The organism is Lysobacter sp. Soil_C_59 (assembly GCF_057656415.1).
Map to the genome: position 1 here is coordinate 158,080 of NZ_JBDGKK010000003.1, position 20,122 is coordinate 178,201.

Consider the following 20,122-nt stretch of genomic DNA (forward strand, 5'->3'; position numbering starts at 1 on the left):
CGGCGGTGCCGGATAAGGTCAATGGCAAATCAACAGGGCACGTCGCCGATGATTCCCGCGCGCTCCATCTTTCGATGGCACGGCGGGTAATCCATCACTGCGTAATGCTGGGTGCTGCGGTTGTCCCAGATGGCGATGCTGTTGGGCGACCAGCGCCAGCGGACCTGGTATTCGGGGACATGGGCCTGGCTGATCAGGTACTGCAGCAACTGCTGCGCACCGGCCGTGTAGTCCTGCCCATAACGCACGTTGTCGGGCGTGTGGAAGTTGGTGAAGTGCGTGGTGAAGGCATTGACGAACAGGATCTTCTCGCCGGTATCCGGGTGGATACGCACCACCGGATGCTCGGCGTCGGGAAACTGTTGTTTCAGGGCGAGGCGCTTTTCGATCGGCATCGCCGCGCCGAAGGTCGCTTCGATGCTGTGCCGGGCGCGCAGGCCGTCTATCTGTTGCTTGATGTGCCCGGGCAACTTCTCGTAGGCAAGCACCATGTTCGCCCACATCGTGTCGCCGCCCATCGGCGGGCATTCCACGCAGCGCAGCACGCAGCCGAACGGCGGCGCCACGCGCCACGTCGCGTCGCTGTGCCAGGCGTTCTCGTAGCGTTCGTTGGGCTGCTCGGGCGACTTGTAGATGCGCACCAGGCCCGGGTGCTCCGGGTCGCTGCCCGCGACCGGGTGGTCCTCCAGCTCGCCGAAGCGCCGCGCGAACGCGACGTGCTCGGCGCGGGTGATGTCCTGGTCGCGCAGGAACAGCACCTTGTGCTGGACCAGCAGGCGGCGCAATTCCTGGAACAGGCCATCGTCACGGATGGCATCGGCCAGGTCGACGCCGACCAGTTCGGCTCCGATGGCGCAGGTCAGCAGTTCGGCGCGCATGTCGGTCTTCCTCAGATCACGAAGATCGACGAGCCGGTGGTCTTGCGGGACTCCAGGTCGCGATGGGCCTGCACCGCATCCTGCAGCGCATAGCGCTGGTTGATGCCGATCTGGATGCGGCCGGCGGCAACGTGGTCGAACAGTTCGGCGGCCAGTTCGGCCTTCTCGGCAGGGTCGGCGATGTAATCGGCGAGCGCCGGGCGGGTCATGTAGAGCGACCCCTTGATGGCCAGCATCTGCGGATTGAATGGCGGGATCGGTCCCGATGCGGTGCCGACGCAGACCATCAGGCCGCGGCGCTTGAGCGAATCGAGCGAGGCTTCGAACGTGGTCTTGCCGACGCTGTCGAACACCACCGACACGCCAACGCCGCCGGTCAGCTCGCGCACGCGCTTGGCGACGTCTTCATGGCTGTAGTTGATGACATGGTCGCAGCCGTGGGCACGCGCCATCTCGGCCTTGGCTTCGGTCGACACGGTGCCGATCACGGTCAGGCCGAGCAGCTTCGCCCACTGCGCGACGATCAGGCCGACACCACCGGCGGCGGCGTGCAGCAGGATCGAATCACCCGCCTTGAACGGATAGATGCGGCGCATCAGGTAGGCCGCGGTCAGGCCGCGCATGGTCATGGCGGCGGCGGTCTCGCAGGCGATGGCCTCGGGCAGCTTGATCAGCGGTGCCGCTGGCACCAGGCGCTCGGTGCTGTAAGCCCCCAGCGTGTTGATGAAGCCTGTATAGGTGACACGGTCGCCGACGCCGACCTGGTCGACGCCATCGCCCACAGCCTCGACCACGCCCGCAGCCTCGACACCGATGCCGGCCGGCAACGGGATCACGTAGGTACCATTGCGGAAGTAGGTGTCGGCGTAGTTCAGCCCGACCGCGACGTGGCGCAAGCGCACCTGGCCCGGGCCCGGGTCGCCGACGGCGACGGACTCGTAGCGCAGGACCTCGGGGCCGCCGGCCTGGTGGAATCGAACAGCATGGGCCATGGCAGTTTTTGCAACCTCTCAACTATGAATCGGGGGCACCCCTCAAGGGGTTGACGGCTTCGACTATAGGCACGCAGAGGGATGCAATTCTTTCCAAACAGCGACACCAATTTCTCATATCATGACAAGGCGCCCGAGCCTGGAACCGGTCCATGAGCAGCCTCATCCGTGCCGCCACGCTGAAGAACTATTTCGAGGTGGCGCAGCAACTCGGCCTCAATCCGCAGCCGCTGCTGCGCATGGCCGGACTGAGCCGGACCATGCTGTCCGACCCGGAGCGGCGCATCCCCGCTGCCGCCGCCGTCAAGCTGCTGGAGGACTCCGCCCGCCAGACCGGCTGCGACACCTTCGGCCTGCGCATGGCCGAATCGCGCCAGATGTCGGACTTCGGCGTGGTCAGCCTGCTGCTGATCCACCAGCCGACGCTGCGCGATGCGCTGATGACGACGATGAAGTACCGCCACCTGCTCAACGAGCTGCTGGCGATCCATGTCGAGGAGCGAGGGCGCACGGTGGTGATCCGCGAGGAATTCGTGCCCGGTCCGGGCCCGACTTCCCGCCAGGCCATCGAACTGGCGATGGGCGCGCTGTACCGCCTGTGCGGGTTCCTGCTCGGTCCGCACTGGAAGCCGCACAGCGTGCACTTCACCCACGGCCCGCCGGAGAACCTGCTGGTCCACCGCCGCGTTTTCCGCTGCGCCACCGAGTTCGACCGCGAGTTCAACGGCATCGTCTGCGACGCCGCCGACCTGACCTACCGCAACCCGTCGGCCGATCCGGCCATGGCCGTCTACGTCAAGCGCCTGGTGGAGTCGCTGCCGACCCCCGACAAGAATTCCATCACTACCGACGTGCGCAAGGATCTCTACATTCTGATGCCGATGGGCCAAGCCACCATCGAGCAAGTCGCGCACGGCCGCGGGATGAACGTGCGCACGCTGCAACGCCGCCTCGAGGAAGCCAACGAGACGTTCTCCGACATCCTCAATTCGGTTCGCACCGACCTGGCGGTTCGCTACATGGAGAACCGCAACTACTCGCTGCAGGTGGTCGGGCGGCTGTTGGGATTCTCCGCGCCCAGCTCGTTCACCCGATGGTTCTCGGCGGAGTTCGGCATGGCGCCAAGGGCGTGGCGCAAGGATCTTCGCTCGCGCAGCGAGCTGCCGAAAGGTCGTTGATGTCCCCCAACCTGTCCCGGACGCGATGTGCGCCCGGGACAGTCGATCCACCTAGTTGGGATGCAGGGACTCGAGCTTCTTCAGACGCTTCACCGCGTCCTCCTGCTTCAACAGCCCATAGTTGATCGCGCCTGCATTGAGCCCGCTGCCGGCCTGGTATGGGTAGTCCATGAAGTCGGAGAAGAACGCCTTGATCGCTCCCATCACCGGGACGATCAGCCACATCTGCCTTGCCAGGAATTCGATCGCGCCGCCGCCGTCTTCCAGCCCGCGCTCGTATGGATCCATGCGCAGGTTGCAGATGGTCGCCCAGTTGGTCACGGTGCGTGAACCGGTGGCGATGTTTCCGTGCGCCTGCACGGCGAAACTCAGCTTCCAGTCCTGGAAGCGCAACGCATTGAGGCTTCCGCCCTGGTCGAAGTAGAAGATCGCGTCGCGCGGTCCCTTCTTCTCCTTGCCCTGGAAGAACGGCATGAAGTTGAAGCCGTCCAGCTTGACCTTGAACTTCTTCTTTCCGAGCGTCGTGCCCTTTGCCAGTTGCTCCTTGATATCCGCCGCACCCGCCGCCGCGCATAGCGTGGGGAACATGTCGAGCAGCGAGATCGGGTCGTTGATGACCGTGCCCGGCGCGATCACGCCCGGCCAGCGGATCGCCATCGGGATGCGGAAGCCGCCTTCCCAGGTCGAGCCCTTCTCGCCGCGGAACATCGTCATCGCGCCGTCCGGCCACAACGCGATCTCCGCGCCGTTGTCGGTGGTGTAGACGACGATCGTGTTGTCGTCGATGCCCAGTTCGTCCAGCAGGTCCAGCAACTCGCCCACGTGGCCGTCGTGTTCGACCATGCCGTCGGCGTGCATGCCCTTGCCCGTCTTTCCCAGCGATTCCTTCTTCAGGTGGGTGAAGACATGCATGCGGGTGGTGTTGAACCAGACGAAGAACGGCGTTTCGTCCTTGACGCTCTTCTTGATGAACTTCTGCGCCGCACCGAGGAACTCCTCGTCGATCGTCGGCATGCGCTTGATGTTCAGCGGACCGGTGTCCTCGATTTTCCCGCCGGCGTGTGAGTGGATCACGCCGCGCGGCCCGAACTTCTTCTTGAACGCCGGATCCTTTGGATAGAAGTAGCCTTCGGGCTCTTCTTCGGCATTCAGGTGGTAAAGGTTGCCGAAGAACTCATCGAAGCCGTGGTTCGTCGGCAGGTGCTGGTCCTGGTCGCCGAGATGGTTCTTGCCGAACTGGCCGGTCGCGTAGCCCTGGCTCTTCATCACATCGGCAATGGTGGGCATCCAGTCGGTGATTCCGTGCGGGTCACCGGGCATGCCGATGGTGAGCAGGCCCGTGCGGAACGGTTCCTGGCCGAGGATGAAAGACGCGCGGCCGGCAGTGCAGCTCTGCTGCCCATAGGAGTCGGTGAACAGCGCGCCTTCGCTGGCGATGCGGTCGATGTTGGGCGTCTGGTAGCCCATGAGACCGCGCGTGTAGGCGCTGATCTGCGGAATGCCGATGTCATCGCCGAAGATGACCAGGATGTTGGGCTTGCTGGAGGATGCGGCTTTGGATGAGCTACGCCCGCTCTTCGCGGGGGCTTTCTTGGGGGCCATGACGATCTCCTGTGGGCAGCCGCTCAAGTCGGGCCGAGGAGAGCGGTCCATGGATTGTTGTCAGTCGGCGTCTGCCTTTTGTGAAGGTCGCGCTCGGCCATCCATGTCTGCCTGCAGACGCCGCCAGCCGGGCTTTCACGTGCGAGTGCAGACACGGATGCAAGTATGAACGCCACGGCCGCAAGCTGGCCTCACAGGTTTCCCGATGCCACAGATCTGGAGGATGTTCAGTCGCTGGCTTCGCCTGCGCCGCCGTTTATGGCGCTGGCGCCGCGCCGCGAACAAGCGGACCCTGCAAGCCGAAGAGCCGCTGCGTTCGCAACTGTTCAACGTCGAACAGATGGAACTGCACGGCAGGGCTCTGGCCTCCGCCCACCGCGTGCATTCCCGTCCCGGCCCGGAACGCCTGCTGGGTCGCCTGGAGGAGAACGAGGGCCTGCTGGATGACGCCTGCGCCATGCTCACGAGGATGGTGCAGGACAACATGCGCATCACCCCTGCCGGCGAGTGGCTGCTCGACAACTTCTATCTGGTGGAGGAGCAGGTCCACACGGCGCGGCGGCATCTGCCGAAGGGATACAGTCGCGAACTGCCGTCGTTGAGCAACGGCTTCTCGGCCGGTCTGCCGCGCGTGTACGACCTTTCGCTGGAAGCCATCGCGCACGGCGATGGCCGCATCGACGCCGAAACCATCAGTCGTTTCGTGGCCGCCTACCAGTCAATCACGCCGCTGAAGCTGGGCGAGCTGTGGGCGATTCCGATCATGCTGAGGCTGGCGCTGATCGACAACCTCAGGCGCATGGCGGTGCGCGTGATGCGCGACGGGCTGGACAACCGGCTGGCCAGCGAGTGGGCCGCCCTTCTCAACACGACCGCCGCCGAGAACCCCAAGAACGTGGTGCTTGTCGTGGCCGACATGGCGCGCTCGGAGCCACCGCTGTCGGGCGCATTCATCTCGGAGTTGACGCGCGGACTGCAGGGTCGCGGGTCGGTGTTCTCCATGCCCATGACCTGGCTGGACCAGTGGGCCGTCGACAGTGGCCACAGCATCGAGGAACTGGTGCACCTGGAAAGCCAGCAACAGGCCGCCGACCAGGTGTCGATCAGCAACAGCATTGGCAGCCTGCGGTTCCTGGCCAACATGGACTGGCGGGAATTCGTCGAGAACATGAGCGTGGTCGATCGCACCCTGCGCGAGGACCCGGCCGGGACCTACGGGCGGATGGACTTCAGCACGCGCGACAGCTACCGCCACGTGGTGGAAAAGGTTGCCCGGCTCAGCGGAGTCGCCGAGCAGGACGTTGCCGATATCGTGTTGCAGTTGGCGCAGGGAGAAGCTGCCACGGCAACGATCAACGACAGCAAGGCCCACGTCGGCTATTACCTGATCGACGATGGCGTGGCGCAGACGCGGGACGCGGTGAGCGAGTCGGCAAAAGCGCGACGGCCGGTGCGCCTGCCGCCACGTCGTACGCCGCTGCTGGTCTACCTTCTGCCGATCGCCACCATCACCGGATTGTTCACCTGGGGCTTGCTGGCGCAAGCCGACGGCATCGCCCGCCACGGCGTGCCGGCATGGTTGCTGGGCTTGCTGGGCGTGGTGGCCTTCAGCGAGATGGGCATCGCCCTCGTCAACTGGGCCGCAACCGTGCTGGTGCCGCCGCGACTGCTGCCGCGCATGGATTTCTCCAAGGGCATCCCGGCCGAATCGCGCACGCTCGTGGTGGTGCCCAGCATGCTGGGCAGTGCCGACGGCGTGGACACCCTGGTGGAAGGGCTGGAAGTCCGCTTCCTGGCCAACCGCGACAGCCATCTCCACTTCGCCCTGCTGACCGACTTCCTGGATGCGGACCAACAAACGCTGCCTGCTGATGCGGAGCTGCTGGCCAGGGCAGAACGGCAGATCGAACTGCTCAATCACCGCTACGCGCCGGAAAGCGGCGACCGCTTTTTCCTGTTCCACCGCCCGCGCCAATGGAATCCGCGCGAAGGCCGCTGGATGGGCTACGAGCGAAAGCGCGGCAAGCTTGCGGCACTGAACCGGCTGCTGCGCGGTTCGGACCACGAGGAATTCCTGCTGGTCAGCGGCGCCACTGAGATCCTGGGCAATGTCCGCTATGTCATCACCCTGGACACCGATACCCGTTTGCCGCGCGACGCAGCCCGCGAGTTCGTCGGCACGCTGTCGCACCCGCTGAACCGCGCCCGCTTCGATCCACGCAAGCGCCGCGTCGTCCATGGCTACGGCATCCTCCAGCCCAGCGTCGGCACCAGCCTGAGCGGACGTCGCAGCACGCGCTATGCGCGGATGTTCGGCAGCGAACCGGGCATCGACCCCTATACGCGCACGGTTTCTGACGTCTACCAGGATCTGTTCGGCGAGGGCTCGTTCGTCGGCAAGGGCATCTACGACGTGGATGCATTCGAAGCCGCGCTGGCCGATCGCTTCCCCGACAACCGAATCCTCAGCCATGACCTGCTGGAAGGTTGCTACTCACGCGCCGGCCTGGTCAGCGATGTGCGCCTGTACGAGGACTATCCGTCGCGCTATGCCGCCGACGTGAAGCGGCGCTACCGCTGGATCCGCGGCGACTGGCAGCTGCTGCCGTGGTTGCTGCCGTGGGTGCCGCGTGCGCGAGGTGGTTACGAACGCAACCCGCTGTCATGGCTGTCGCGCGGCAAGCTGCTCGACAACCTGCGCCGCAGCCTGGTGCCGGTGGCGACCACGGCGCTGCTGCTGACAGGTTGGCTCTACTCGTTGCATCCGCTGGAATGGACGGCGTGGTTGCTGTGCCTGTGGCTGCTGCCGGTGCTGGTGCCGGCGCTGCGCGACGCCTTCGTCGTTCCGGTGGACATGCCGCTGGAAGCGCACCTGCTGAGGATCGGCAAGTCCACGCTGCGCCAGTTGCAACGCGCCGTTGTCAGCCTGACCTGCCTGCCCCACGAAGCCTTCCTGAACCTGGGCGCGATCGCGCGGACGCTGTGGCGGCTGCTGGTCAGCCGCAGGAATCTGCTGCAGTGGAACCCGTCCAGCGAGGTCGAGCGCAGCCTCGGCAGCGGCATGGGTGCCGAGTTGCGGGGCATGGCCATCGCCCCGCTGTTCGCCATCGCTGCGGCGGGCCTGCTCGCCGGCGTCCAGCCGATGTCGCTGTGGGTGGCAGCGCCCATCCTGGGATTGTGGCTGCTGTCGCCCGTCGTCATGGCCTGGCTCGGCCACCCGCCCGCGCAGCGCGACACCGAACTGTCCACCTCGCAGCGCGCCTTCCTGGGCCGGCTGGCGCGCCGCACGTGGGGATTCTTCGAAACCTACGTCCGCGCCGAGGATCACTGGCTGCCCCCGGACAATGTGCAGGAACACCCTGCCCTCGTCGTCGCGCGGCGCACATCACCGACCAACATCGGTTTGTCGCTGCTGGCCAACCTGTCCGCCTACGACCTGGGGTACCTGCAACCCGGTGGCGTGCTGGAACGGACGCGCCTGGTGTTCGCCACGCTGGAAACGCTGCCGCGCCACCGCGGGCATTTCTACAACTGGTACGACACCGAAACATTGCAGCCACTGCCACCGCGCTACATCTCCACGGTCGACAGCGGCAACCTGGCAGGACATCTGCTGACCTTGCGGCAGGGACTGCTGGCGCTGGTGGATGCCCCCGTGCTGGCGCCCTGCACGTTCGAGGGGATGGCCGACACCTTGGGCGTGCTGGAGGAAACGCTCGATGCGGCGGACCGCGTGGAAGCGCTGACCTCGGCGTTGGGCAATTTCCGCACGACGCTGGATCTGGCGCGCGCGCAAGCTCCCACCGTCGATGGCGCCGACCGGCTGCTTGCCCAGTTGGTGATTCAATCGGCCCAGATCGCGGGCGCGTGGCCAGCCCCGGGAGAGGACGTCCATGCACCGGACTGGCCAAAGCTTCTGGCTGATGCCTGTCTGTCCGCGCACGCGGAACTGCGATGGTTCTTCCCTGAACTGGAAACGCAGGAGAACTCCGGCGGCACCGCCATTGCAGAAGCCATACCCACGCTGCGACAGTTGCAGGCCCGGCTCCCAGGCGCGCCGACGCAGGCACGTGCGCGTGAGCGGATCCATCAGCTGGAACGACTGGCGCATGTCGCCGGCCAGTTTTCGCTGGTGGAGTACGAGTTCCTCTACGACCGCTCGCGACACCTGCTGTCCATCGGCTACAACCTCGACGAGCACCGGCTCGATGCCGGCTACTACGACCTTCTGGCGTCGGAGGCGCGGCTGTGCAGCTTCGTGGCGATCGCCCAGGGACAGCTGCCGCAGGAAACCTGGTTCGCCCTGGGACGGCTGCTGACCGAGGTCAATGGCGATGCCACGCTGCTGTCGTGGAGCGGCTCGATGTTCGAGTACCTGATGCCGCAGCTGGTGATGCCGAGCTATCGCGACACCCTGATCGACCAGACCTCCCGTCATGCCGTCGACGCGCAGATCACGCACGGCGAGCAGCGTGGAGTGCCGTGGGGCGTGTCGGAGTCCGGCTACAACACCGTCGATGCACGCATGAACTACCAGTACCGGGCGTTCGGCGTGCCCGGCCTTGGACTCAAGCGCGGCCTGGGCCAGGACCTGGTGATCGCGCCCTACGCCAGCATGATGGCGCTGATGGTCGCGCCCGAAGCCGCATGCCAGAACCTGCAACGGTTGACGGCCCAGGGATTCGGCGGCCATTTCGGCCTGTACGAGGCGATCGATTTCACACCGTCGCGCGTACCGCATGGCCAGGAGTATGTAGTCGTCCGGTCGTTCATGGCCCATCACCAGGGCATGGGCCTGCTGTCGCTGGATTACCTGTTGCGCGACCAGCCGATGCAGCAGCGCTTCGTCGCCGACGCCGAGTTCCAGGCGACGTTGTTGCTGCTGCAGGAGCGCATTCCACATACCGGCGTGTTCCACCCGCACGAGGCCGAGACGGTGGGCGGCGCGCGCTCCGCCGCCGGCGAGACGGAAACCCAGCTGCGCGTCTTCCGCAATGCCGGTACGGCGCGGCCGGCGGTGCAACTGCTTTCCAACGGCCGCTATCACGGCCTTCTCACCAGCGCCGGCGGCGGCTACAGCCGTCAGCGCGACATGGCGGTCACCCGCTGGCGCGAAGACGGCACCCGCGACCACTGGGGTAATTTCTGCTATCTGCGCGACGTCGAAAGCGGCGAGTTCTGGTCCACCGCCATGCAGCCGACCGGCGTTGCGGTGGAACAGTACGAGGCCATCTTCTCCGACGCCAAAGCCGAGTTCCGCGGGCGCAAGCGCGGTTACGAAAGCCACCTGGAAATCGCCATCTCGGCCGAGGACGACATCGAACTGCGCCGCCTGCGCCTGACCAACCGCAGCAGGCGCACGCGCACGATCGAGATCACCACCTATGCCGAAGTCGTGCTGGCGCCGGCCATTGCCGACGAACTGCATCCGGCCTTCAGCAACCTGTTCGTGCAATCGCAGATCGTCCGGCCTAAGCAGGCGCTGTTGTGCACGCGCCGGGCGCGAGCCCACGACGAAGTACCGCCCTGGATGTTCCACCTGGTCGCCGTGCACGATGCCGACATCAGCGCGATCTCCTACGAAACCGACCGTGCGCGCTTCCTGGGTCGTGGCAACAACCCACGGACTCCACGCGCGCTCGCCATCGACGAAGCGCTTTCCGACACCGACGGGTCGGTGCTCGATCCGATCGTGGCCATTCGTTGCCGGATCGAACTGGCGCCGGAACAGACCGCGATGATCGACATGGTTTACGGCGTCGGTGTCGACCGTGAAGCCTGCGAGCAACTGGTCGACAAGTACCGCGACCGCCGCCTGGCCGATCGCGTGTTCGACCTGGCCTGGACGCACAGCCAGGTGGTGAGGCGCCAGATCAACGCGTCCCAGGCCGATGCGCAGCTGTACGAGCGTCTTGCCGGACTGATCGTCTACGCCCACCCGTTGCTTCGCGCCGACCCCGACGTGCTGCTGCAGAACCAGCGCGGACAGTCCGGCCTGTGGGGCCATGCCATCTCCGGTGACCTGCCGATCGTCCTGCTGCAGATCGCCGATTCCGACAACATCGAGCTGGTCAGGCAGATGGTGCAGGCGCATGCCTACTGGCGATTGAAAGGCCTGCGCGCGGACCTGGTGATCTGGAACGAGAGCCAGGCGGGCTATCGGCAGCAGTTGCAGGATCTGATCCTGGGAATGGTCTCGGCCGATCCGGAAGCCAATGTGCTCGATCGCCCTGGCGGCATCTTCGTGCGCCCAGCGCAGCAGATCTCGCAGGAGGATCGCATCCTGCTGCAGTCGGTGGCGCGGGTGATCATCAGCGACCAGAGGGGATCGCTTGCCGCGCAGATCGGCCGCCACGTGCCGCCCGAGCGGACCATCCCCGCCCTGCTCCCGGATGGCCCGTCGGAAGCGCAGCCCGAACTGCCGGCACTGGAGCCGTCGACCGGGCTGCCGCCACCGGCAACCGCGCGCGAGGTGGACGACGCCTGGCCCTTCGATGCGGTCGCCAGCGAGCTCATCTTCGACAACGGCACCGGCGCCTTCTCCGTCGACGGCCGCGAGTACGTGATCGTCTCCCGCGAAGGCGCGCCCACGCCAGCGCCGTGGTCGAACGTGATGGCCAACGAGAAGCTGGGCACCGTCGTGAGCGAGAGCACACCCGGCTACACCTGGTTCGAGAACGCGCACGAGTTCCGCCTGACGCCATGGCACAACGATCCGGTGGCCGACAGTGGCGGCGAAGCGTTCTACCTGCGCGATGAGGAAACCGGCGATGTCTGGTCGCCGATGCCGTTGCCGCGGCGTGGACGCGGCGCCTACCGCACGCGACACGGATTCGGCTACAGCGTCTACGAGCACATCGAGGACGGCATCGCCAGCGAGCTGTGGGTGTACGTGGACATCGAAGAGGCGGTCAAGTTCTCCGTGCTGAAGCTTCGAAACCTGTCCGGCCGCGCGCGCCGGCTGTCGGCAGTGGGCTACGTGGAATGGGTGCTGGGCGATCTAAGGTCCAAGTCGCAGATGCACGTGGTCAGCGAACTGCATGCCGGCAGCGGCGTGCTGACCGCACGCAACCCGTACAACACCGAGTTCAGCGGCCGCGTCGCGTTCTTCGACACCGACGCAAGTGGCTGCAGCTATACCGCCGACCGCACCGAGTTCCTCGGCCGCAACGGCAGCCTCCAGGACCCGGCGGCGCTGCGGCGCGAGCGGCTTTCGGGACGGTTGGGCGTGGGCCTGGATCCGTGCGCCGCCATCCAGGTACCGCTGGCATTGGCCGAAGGCGAGGAACGCGAGACCGTGTTCCGACTGGGCATCGGCAAGGATTACGGCGAAGCGTTGCAGGTCGCCGAACGGGTGCGAGGCGTGCAGCGCGCACACGACGCGCTCGACGCCCTGCGCATCCACTGGCGCCGCGTGCTGTCGACCGTCCAGGTGAAGACGCCCGACGCCAGCGTCGACGCGCTGGCCAACGGCTGGCTGCTGTACCAGACATTGGCCTGCCGCTACGTCGCACGCAGCGGCTATTACCAGTCCGGCGGCGCATTCGGTTTCCGCGACCAGCTGCAGGACACCATGGCGACCGTGCACGCCAACCCTGCGTTGACGCGCGAACACCTCCTGCTGTGCGCGGCGCACCAGTTCCCGCAGGGCGACGTGCTGCACTGGTGGCATCCACCGCAGGGGCGCGGCGTGCGCACGCGCTGCTCGGACGACTACCTGTGGCTGCCACTGGCCGCTTGCCGCTATCTGGAAGTCACCGGCGATGCCAGCGTGCTGGACGAGAGCGTGCGCTTCATCGATGGACGCCCGGTGAATCCCGACGAGGAATCCTATTACGACATGCCGGTGGCGTCGTACCTGCAGCAGTCGTTCTACGAGCATTGCGTACTGGCACTGCGGCGCGGCTGCAGCCTGTTGGGCGAGCGCGGACTGCCGCTGATCGGAACCGGCGACTGGAACGACGGCATGAACCGTGTCGGCGAGGCCGGGCGCGGCGAAAGCGTGTGGCTGGGGTTCTTCCTCTTCGATGGGCTGCAGCGCTTCACGGACGTCGCCAGCAGGCGGGGCGATGAGTCCTTCGCGAACTGGTGCCGCGAGCAGGCGCAGCAGTTGCGCGCGAACCTGGAGACCCACGCCTGGGACGGCCAGTGGTATCGCCGCGCGTGGTTCGACGACGGCACGCCGCTGGGCTCGACCGAAAGCGACGAATGCAGGATCGACTCGATCTCGCAAAGCTGGTCGGTATTGTCCGGCGCGGCCGATCCTGCACGCGCAAGCCAGGCCTTGGACTCGCTGGACCGGCACCTGGTGCGGCGTGACGCCGGACTGATCCAGTTGCTGGACCCACCGTTCGACAAGACCGCGAAGGATCCGGGCTATATCCGCGGATACGTGCCGGGTGTACGCGAGAACGGCGGGCAGTACACGCACGCCGCGGTGTGGGCAGCGATGGCGTTCGCCCACCAGGGCGACGCGGCACGGGCGTGGGAACTGGCGCGCATGATCAACCCGATCCACCACGCACGCGACGCCGAAGAAGCGGCCCGCTACAAGGTTGAACCCTATGTGCTGGCCGCCGACGTCTACGCAGTCCCGCCGCATGTCGGTCGCGGCGGATGGACCTGGTACACCGGTTCGGCAGGATGGATGTACCGGCTGTTGACCGAATCACTGCTGGGCCTGCAACGCACCGGCAACCTGATGACCTTGCGCCCATGCCTGCCTGCCGACTGGCCGGAGTACCAGCTGCAGTATCGCCATGGCACCAGCCTCTATCTGATCGAGGTGACGCAGGGCGACGTTGGCCCCGCAGTACTGAAGCTCGATGGCACCGACCAGGCGGGCTTCCAGTTTCCGCTGGTCGACGACGGCGTCGTGCACCGGGTTGAAGCGTACTGGCCGCGGACCGCGACATGAGCACGCGCGCCTCCGTAAGAGAGTCGGCGGCGGCATCGCGCTCTCCGTTCCCGCGGATTCAAGCCGCGCTGCAACGATCCGAGATGCCGCTCGGCGTGCCGTAGAACTGCGGCGCACGCTCGATGCGCGAATAGCCGCAAGGCCCGGCGGTGGCACGGGCCGGCAAGCAGCTAAGCCACCACTGTTATCGGTACGGAGCGCCGCTCTGCTGGTGAACGTCCTCAGCCGTGACGGGCCCATATCCGCGGCTGGGCAGAGGCGTCCACGGAATCCTAACGCTGGCGTCGTATGCTGCCGGGCGGATCAGCTTGGCCAATTGGGCCGGCGCAGCGAGCAGAGTCTGCACGTGAGTCCACGGCGTCCTCTGCGGGAGGCTTGCATGAGCAGTGCTCGAAAGCTGTGGCTGGGCCTGGCGGTCCTGCTTGTCGCGTCGTTCTCGGTGCTGCTGTGGGCAGGCAGCGAGATATTCCGAGCCGCGCCTCCCGTCCCGGAGAAGGTTGTTGCCGACGGCGGCCAGGTCGTCTACACGCGAGCTGACATTGAGAAGGGTCGCCAGGTGTGGCAGTCCATCGGCGGCATGCAACTGGGGTCAATCTGGGGCCACGGAGGCTATGTAGCGCCCGACTGGAGCGCGGACTGGTTACACCGTGAGGCCACCACGATGCTGGACCTGTGGGCGCGTGCCGATGGCGGCATGGCCACCTATGCGCAACTGCCTGCGGAAGAGCAGGCCGCATTGCAAGGGCGCTTGCAGGCGCAGATGCGGAAGAACACCTACGATCCGGCTACGAAGACGGTCACGCTGACGCAGGACCGGATCGCCGCGATCTCGAACGTGGCCGCCCACTACGAAAGCCTTTTCGGCTCCGATCCGGCGACGCTGGATCTGCGCAAGGCGTATGCGATGAAGCAGGACACGGTGCCCGATGCAGCGCACCGGCGTGCCCTCACCGCGTTCTTCTGGTGGACCGCATGGGCGGCGACGACTGAGCGCCCCAATGAAGCCGGCGACGCAATGGTTCCGGATCAGCGCGGCGTGGCGTCCAAGCAGGTCACCTACACCAACAACTGGCCCAGCGAGCCTCTCGTAGGCAATACACCACCAGCACCGCTGTGGGTGTGGTCGGCTTTCAGCGTGCTGTTCCTGATCCTGGGCATCGGGCTGCTCGGTTGGCACCACGCGGTCTCCCATGACAAGGACGAGCCCGCGCATACCGTTCCCGCCACCGACCCCTTTGCCACGTTGCGCGTCACGCCGTCGATGCGAGCGGTGGCCAAGTACTTCTGGGTCGTGCTGGCATTGTTCCTGGTGCAGATCCTGCTTGGCGCCATCACCGCGCACTATCAGGTGGAAGGTCAGGACGCCTACGGCTTTGCACTGTCCGAAGTCTTGCCGTACTCGCTGTCGCGGACCTGGCACACGCAGTTGGCCGTGCTGTGGATTGCGGTGGCATGGCTCGGCACGGGGCTCTACATCGCGCCGGCCTTGTCCGGACACGAACCGAAGTACCAGCGTTTCGGCGTGAACTTCCTGTTCGTGTCGCTGCTGGTCATCGTCGTTGGATCCTTCACTGGCCAGTGGCTGGCAGTGATGCAGAAGCTGGGGCTGGAACGCAACTTCTGGTTTGGCCACCAGGGCTGGGAATACGCCGATATGGGCCGCTTCTGGCAGTGGTATCTGTTCGTCGGACTGTTGTTGTGGGTCGGCCTGGTCGGAAGGGCGTTGTGGCCGGTGCTTCGCGACAAGGCCAACGAGTCGCGCCACATCATCGGCCTGTTGTTCATGTCGACGGCTGCCATCGGCCTGTTCTTCGCCTCGGCATTGATGTGGGGCGAACACACTCACATCTCCGAAGTGGAGTATTGGCGCTGGTGGCTGGTGCACCTTTGGGTCGAAGGCTTCTTCGAAGTCTTCGCGACGGCAGTGATGGCCCTGATATTTACCCGTCTGGGGCTCATCAGAACTTCTACCGCGACGGTGGCGGTGCTGTTCGCCACGATCGTGTTCATGGCCGGCGGTGTGCTCGGCACGCTGCATCACCTTTACTTCGTCGGGACACCAACCGCGGTGGTGGCACTGGGTGCCAGTTTCAGCGCGTTGGAAGTGGTGCCATTGGCCTACCTTGGATTCGAGGCGTACCACACCTACAAGCTGGGACAGTCCACGCCGTGGATGGTGCGCTATCGCTGGCCAGTGCTGTTCTTCATTTCGGTGTCCTTCTGGAACCTGGTGGGTGCGGGCCTGTTCGGCTTCCTGATCAATCCGCCGCTCTCGCTGTATTACATGCAGGGACTCAACCTGACGCCTCTGCACGGCCACACCGCCCTGTTCGGCGTGTACGGCATGCTTGGAATCGCCCTGGTGCTCTTCTGCCTGCGCGGGCTGCGCGGCCAGATGCGCTGGAACACCGGTGCGCTCAGGACCGCGTTCTGGTGCCTGAACATCGGACTGGCTCTGATGGCCCTGCTGACGCTGTTGCCACTGGGCACCATGCAACTTCTCGCCGCAATCGAGCACGGCTACGCCTATGCGCGCTCTGCGGAGTTCATGCAGAAACCGATTGTTTCGATGCTGGTGTGGATGCGCGTCCCCGGCGACACGATCTTCAGCGTCGGCGCCGTGGCATTGGCGTGGTTCGTGCTGCGTCTTTGGATCGCGCCGAAGCCCGACACGGCACTGTCCGGAGAGGGCGAGCCCGCCGACCGCGGTTGATGGCCTTGGCGGCAGGCGGCGATGACCGCATGCCGCTCCCGAAGTCTGGTTGCTCCCACGTGGCGCTCAGCGCCGCTGGAAAACCCCGCTGAGGCAGCGATGGTCGAGTTCTACCCTCAGATCAAGCATTTCCATATTGTTGTCGCCCTGCTCAGCGGCGCGGTATTCGCGACTCGTGGCGCGTGCATTCTGGCCGGCGCTGACTGGCCGCGTGCCTTGCCGGTGCGCTGGCTTGGCTATGCCGTCGACACCGCGCTACTGACAGCGGCCCTGATGTTGCTGACCATCCTTCCATGGGCAATGTTCGATAACGGCTGGCTGCTGACGAAGGTCGCGCTGGTGGTGGTCTACGTGGTGCTTGGTGTGCTGACGATGCGACGCGGGCGCAGCTCAAGGCAGCGGGTGATGAGCTATGCGCTGGCGCTGCTGGTCTTCGGCGCGATCTACTCCATCGCTCGCGCGCATCACCCCCTGGGTTCGTTGCAGGCGTGGCTGCCATGAGCAGGACGATTCCCCGCCATGACGCGGTCCTGCAGCGTCAAAAATGCGTTACGGCAAGACCCTCGGCCCGGCATGCCCTTGATCTATGTCAACTGGCCGCGCGATTGGCCCCAGCCACTCGTGCGGGTTTGACCAGGATCAGTATCCAGCGTCCGCGACGGGAACAGACTGGCCCCGCACTCACATGTGGATACCGTCTGGAGCCGTAGCATGAAATCCGTCAGCGTTCGTCACACCACTCTCTCGTTCACCCTGATCCTCGTCGCGATGGCAGCCGCCGTATCGATCGCCTACGGTAGGTACGGACAGGTGGCCTATGAAGCCACCCCGCAGTCACCGCCGCCGACGATGTCCACGCCCTTCTGAACGATCAAAGGAGTCGGAAATGAAGGCAGTGCATTCACACTCGTTGGTTGTTGCAATCGCGTTTTCTGCACTGGCACTCGGCGGCTGTCGGGACAAGCCGGTTGAAGCTGGCAAGACCGAGGAGGCCGCTGACAGCGGCGGCTCGCGCAAGGGTGATTTCGGTCCGCCGCAAGGCAAGCCCGTGGATGCAGTGCTGACTGCTCCGCCGAACGTGCCGCCGCCGACGGGACGCACCGCTCCGGCCAAGGTCATCGTCAAACTCGACGTGATCGAGAAGGAGATGCCGATCTCCGAAGGCGTCACCTACACCTTCTGGACCTTCGGCGGCACGGTTCCCGGCAGCTTCATCCGCGTCCGCCAGGGGGATACGGTCGAGTTCCATTTGCGGAACCTGCCGGAGTCGAAGATGCCGCACAACATCGACCTGCACGGGGTAACCGGCCCCGGCGGCGGCGCGGCTTCCAGCTTCACCGCACCCGGCCATTCGTCCCGATTCACCTTCAAGGCACTCAACGCAGGCTTGTACGTCTACCACTGCGCCACCGCGCCGGTGGGCATGCACGTTGCCAACGGCATGTACGGGTTGATCCTTGTCGAGCCGCCCGAGGGCATGCCGGAGGTCAACCGCGAGTACTACGTGATGCAGGGCGACTTCTACACGACTGGCAAGTACCGCGAGAAGGGCCATCAGCCTTTCGACATGGAAAAGGCCATCATCGAGCAGCCCACCTACGTTCTGTTCAACGGCAACGAAGGCGCGCTCACCGGCGACAAGGCCCTGAAGGCCAATGTCGGCGAGACGGTGCGCCTGTATGTCGGCAATGGCGGTCCCAACCTCGTGTCGAGCTTCCACGTCATCGGCGAGATCTTCGACAAGGTCTGGTTCGAGGGTGGCACCCGGTTCCAGGAGAACGTGCAGACCACGCTGATCCCTGCAGGCGGCGCGGCGATGATGGACTTCCATCTTGAAGTGCCGGGCAGCTACGTGCTGGTCGATCATTCGATCTTCCGCGCGTTCAACAAGGGCGCTCTGGCCATCCTCAAGGCCGATGGCCAGGAGAACAAGGCGATCTACTCCGGCAAGGAGGTCGACTACGTCTACCTCGGCGACCGTGCAGCGTCGAACATGCAGGCCGTGGCCACCGCAGCCGCGTCGGCCAAGACCGGGGATCTGTCGGTGGAGCAGCAGATCGAGGCCGGCAAGGCCCTGTTCGCCGGCACCTGCTCGACCTGCCACCAGCCCGAAGGACAGGGCATGCCAGGCGTCTTCCCACCGCTGGCCAAGTCGGACTACATCGCCGCCGATCCCAAGCGCGTGCCGAGCGTGATCCTGCATGGCCTGGTTGGACCGGTGAAGGTCAACGGCCAGGACTACAACTCCAACATGCCACCGATGAGCCAGCTGACCGACGACGAGGTCGCCAACATTTCGACCTACGTGCTCAACAGTTGGGGCAACCCGGGCGGCCGCGTGACAAGCGCGGAAGCGGCCCAGGTTCGCCAGGCGAAGCCAGCCAACGCTTCGGAAGGCCATTGATGCGATGCGCCGACTACTTCCCATCGCGCTGCTGATCGCCGTACCGCTGGCCGCGCTGGCCGGCAGCGCGGCGATCTACGCCGGCCTGCCCGGTGGCGTGTTCAAGTCGGTGTTGAAGTACGAGGATGCAAAGCAGGGGGTGCGCCTTGCACCGTTCGCCTTGATGCGCAGGCCTGTCACGAATGCCGAGTTCCTGGCATTCGTGACAGCCAACCCGCAGTGGCGGCGCGACCAGGTCGCCAGCGTACTGGCCGAACCGCGTTACCTGTCGCATTGGGAATCGGCGATGTCGCTGGGTCCTCGCGCCTTGCCGCAGCAGCCGGTCACGCAGGTCAGCTGGTTTGCCGCGAGTGCCTACTGCGAATCGCTCGACGCTCGCCTGCCGACGTGGTCGGAGTGGGAGTACGCGGCGGCGGCAGACGAGACGCGTCGCGATGCGCGGCAGGATCCGGCATGGCGCGAGCGCATCCTGACGTGGTACTCCAAGCCATCCAACCAGCCACTGCAGCGGGCCGGACTGCAGATGCCCAATGCCTACGGAGTCCAGGATCTGCATGGCCTGGTCTGGGAATGGACCGAGGACTATTCCTCGCTGCTGGTATCGGCCGACAACCGTGACCAGGGCGATCCGGACAAGACGCAGTTCTGTGGGGCTGGCGCGCTCTCGGTGGACGATCGCGAGAACTATGCGGTGATGATGCGCGTGGCGATGCTCTCGTCGCTGGGCGGGCGCGACACCACCGCCAACCTGGGATTCCGATGCGCGAGGAGCCAGCCATGAAGCATGTTCCCCTGGTGTTGTCCGCGCTGCTCGCGGCAACCATGACCGCGATCGCCGGTCCCGCGACCACTGCCCTACCCAAAGACTCTGTCTACCAGCTACCGGTGCGGCTGACGGACCAGTCCGGGAAGACCTGGGCCTGGAGCGCGCGTCGCGGCCGGCCGCAGATCGTGGCGATGTTCTACACGTCTTGCCAGTACATCTGCCCGCTGATTGTCGACAGTGGCAAGGCCGTAGAGCGCACGTTGACTCCTGGCGAGCGCGCGAACATAGGCATTCTTCTCGTCAGCATGGATCCTGCCCGCGATACGCCAGACGCGCTGACGGCGGTGGTCAAGAAGCGGGGACTGGACACCCGCCAATGGACGCTCGCGAGTCCGGCACCCTCCCAGGTGCGCGATGTCGCGAATGTCCTTGGGGTACGTTTTCGCAAGCTTGAGGACGGCGAGTTCAACCACACCAGCGCATTGATTCTGCTGGATGCGGACGGTCGTGTGGTCGCACGTACGGAACAGGTGGGCAGCAAGGCGGATCCCGAGTTCCTGCAGGAGGTACGCAAGGTGTCACACGCGAGTCCGGGCTCCGTGAGCCGTCAAGGGCGTTGATTGACTCGGTAAGACGCCGATCTGCTGTTCGCGACGCAGGATGACGCCTAGC

General features: G+C 65.5%; 11 protein-coding genes. 8 read left to right on the forward strand and 3 right to left on the reverse strand.

The genetic code is table 11. The features are described from left to right. Window positions 1-29: 29 nt before the first annotated feature. On the reverse strand, window positions 30-878 hold the full coding sequence (locus AC3A3Q_RS07460) for a TauD/TfdA dioxygenase family protein (protein ID WP_487585652.1): 849 nt from the start codon (window positions 876-878) through the stop codon (window positions 30-32). Between the two features lie 11 nt (window positions 879-889). Next, window positions 890-1,870 carry a quinone oxidoreductase family protein gene (locus AC3A3Q_RS07465; RefSeq protein ID WP_487585653.1) on the reverse strand — a complete coding sequence of 327 codons (981 nt, stop codon included), beginning with the start codon at window positions 1,868-1,870 and terminating at the stop codon, window positions 890-892. A gap of 152 nt (window positions 1,871-2,022) precedes the next feature. On the opposite strand from AC3A3Q_RS07465, the gene AC3A3Q_RS07470 reads away from it, so the two are divergent. Beyond that, window positions 2,023-3,048, forward strand: a complete 1,026-nt coding sequence (locus tag AC3A3Q_RS07470; RefSeq protein WP_487585654.1) for an AraC family transcriptional regulator — start codon at window positions 2,023-2,025, stop codon at window positions 3,046-3,048. A 51-nt stretch (window positions 3,049-3,099) separates the two neighbouring features. Here AC3A3Q_RS07470 and AC3A3Q_RS07475 read toward each other — a convergent pair whose 3' ends face one another. Beyond that, entirely contained in the window at window positions 3,100-4,650 is a 1,551-nt protein-coding gene (locus tag AC3A3Q_RS07475) for an arylsulfatase (RefSeq protein ID WP_487585655.1), read from the reverse strand. Window positions 4,651-4,873: 223 nt separating this feature from the next. Here AC3A3Q_RS07475 and AC3A3Q_RS07480 point away from each other — a divergent pair, with 223 nt between their 5' ends. From AC3A3Q_RS07480 to AC3A3Q_RS07510, 7 genes are all read left to right on the forward strand, one after another. Next, window positions 4,874-13,567 (forward strand): glycoside hydrolase family 94 protein, encoded by an 8,694-nt coding sequence (locus AC3A3Q_RS07480; RefSeq protein WP_487585656.1) that lies wholly within the window; start codon window positions 4,874-4,876, stop codon window positions 13,565-13,567. A 379-nt stretch (window positions 13,568-13,946) separates the two neighbouring features. Beyond that, complete coding sequence (locus AC3A3Q_RS07485; RefSeq protein ID WP_487585657.1) at window positions 13,947-16,280, forward strand: nitric-oxide reductase large subunit; 2,334 nt, start codon at window positions 13,947-13,949, stop codon at window positions 16,278-16,280. 99 nt (window positions 16,281-16,379) lie between these two features. After that, window positions 16,380-16,781: a SirB2 family protein gene (locus AC3A3Q_RS07490; RefSeq protein WP_487585658.1), complete on the forward strand. Its 402-nt coding sequence runs from the start codon at window positions 16,380-16,382 to the stop codon at window positions 16,779-16,781. 210 nt (window positions 16,782-16,991) lie between these two features. Continuing rightward, entirely contained in the window at window positions 16,992-17,147 is a 156-nt protein-coding gene (locus AC3A3Q_RS07495) for a hypothetical protein (RefSeq protein ID WP_487585659.1), read from the forward strand. A gap of 19 nt (window positions 17,148-17,166) precedes the next feature. Next, window positions 17,167-18,684, forward strand: a complete 1,518-nt coding sequence (nirK, locus tag AC3A3Q_RS07500) for a copper-containing nitrite reductase (protein WP_487585660.1) — start codon at window positions 17,167-17,169, stop codon at window positions 18,682-18,684. A gap of 4 nt (window positions 18,685-18,688) precedes the next feature. Continuing rightward, window positions 18,689-19,465: a formylglycine-generating enzyme family protein gene (locus AC3A3Q_RS07505; RefSeq protein ID WP_487585661.1), complete on the forward strand. Its 777-nt coding sequence runs from the start codon at window positions 18,689-18,691 to the stop codon at window positions 19,463-19,465. Further along, entirely contained in the window at window positions 19,462-20,070 is a 609-nt protein-coding gene (locus AC3A3Q_RS07510; RefSeq protein WP_487585662.1) for an SCO family protein, read from the forward strand. The genes AC3A3Q_RS07505 and AC3A3Q_RS07510 overlap by 4 nt, the downstream gene beginning before the upstream one ends. Window positions 20,071-20,122: the final 52 nt, after the last annotated feature.

Excerpts from the sequence above, each read along its gene's own strand:
- AC3A3Q_RS07465 (WP_487585653.1), bottom strand. The coding sequence starts at position 1,870 with ATGGCCCATGCTGTTCGATTCCACCAGGCCGGCGGCCCCGAGGTCCTG.
- AC3A3Q_RS07480 (WP_487585656.1), top strand. The coding sequence starts at position 4,874 with ATGTTCAGTCGCTGGCTTCGCCTGCGCCGCCGTTTATGGCGCTGGCGC.
- AC3A3Q_RS07485 (WP_487585657.1), top strand. The coding sequence starts at position 13,947 with ATGAGCAGTGCTCGAAAGCTGTGGCTGGGCCTGGCGGTCCTGCTTGTC.
- AC3A3Q_RS07475 (WP_487585655.1), bottom strand. The coding sequence starts at position 4,650 with ATGGCCCCCAAGAAAGCCCCCGCGAAGAGCGGGCGTAGCTCATCCAAA.
- AC3A3Q_RS07470 (WP_487585654.1), top strand. The coding sequence starts at position 2,023 with ATGAGCAGCCTCATCCGTGCCGCCACGCTGAAGAACTATTTCGAGGTG.
- AC3A3Q_RS07505 (WP_487585661.1), top strand. The coding sequence starts at position 18,689 with ATGCGCCGACTACTTCCCATCGCGCTGCTGATCGCCGTACCGCTGGCC.
- AC3A3Q_RS07460 (WP_487585652.1), bottom strand. The coding sequence starts at position 878 with ATGCGCGCCGAACTGCTGACCTGCGCCATCGGAGCCGAACTGGTCGGC.
- AC3A3Q_RS07510 (WP_487585662.1), top strand. The coding sequence starts at position 19,462 with ATGAAGCATGTTCCCCTGGTGTTGTCCGCGCTGCTCGCGGCAACCATG.
- AC3A3Q_RS07495 (WP_487585659.1), top strand. The coding sequence starts at position 16,992 with ATGAAATCCGTCAGCGTTCGTCACACCACTCTCTCGTTCACCCTGATC.
- nirK (WP_487585660.1), top strand. The coding sequence starts at position 17,167 with ATGAAGGCAGTGCATTCACACTCGTTGGTTGTTGCAATCGCGTTTTCT.
- AC3A3Q_RS07490 (WP_487585658.1), top strand. The coding sequence starts at position 16,380 with ATGGTCGAGTTCTACCCTCAGATCAAGCATTTCCATATTGTTGTCGCC.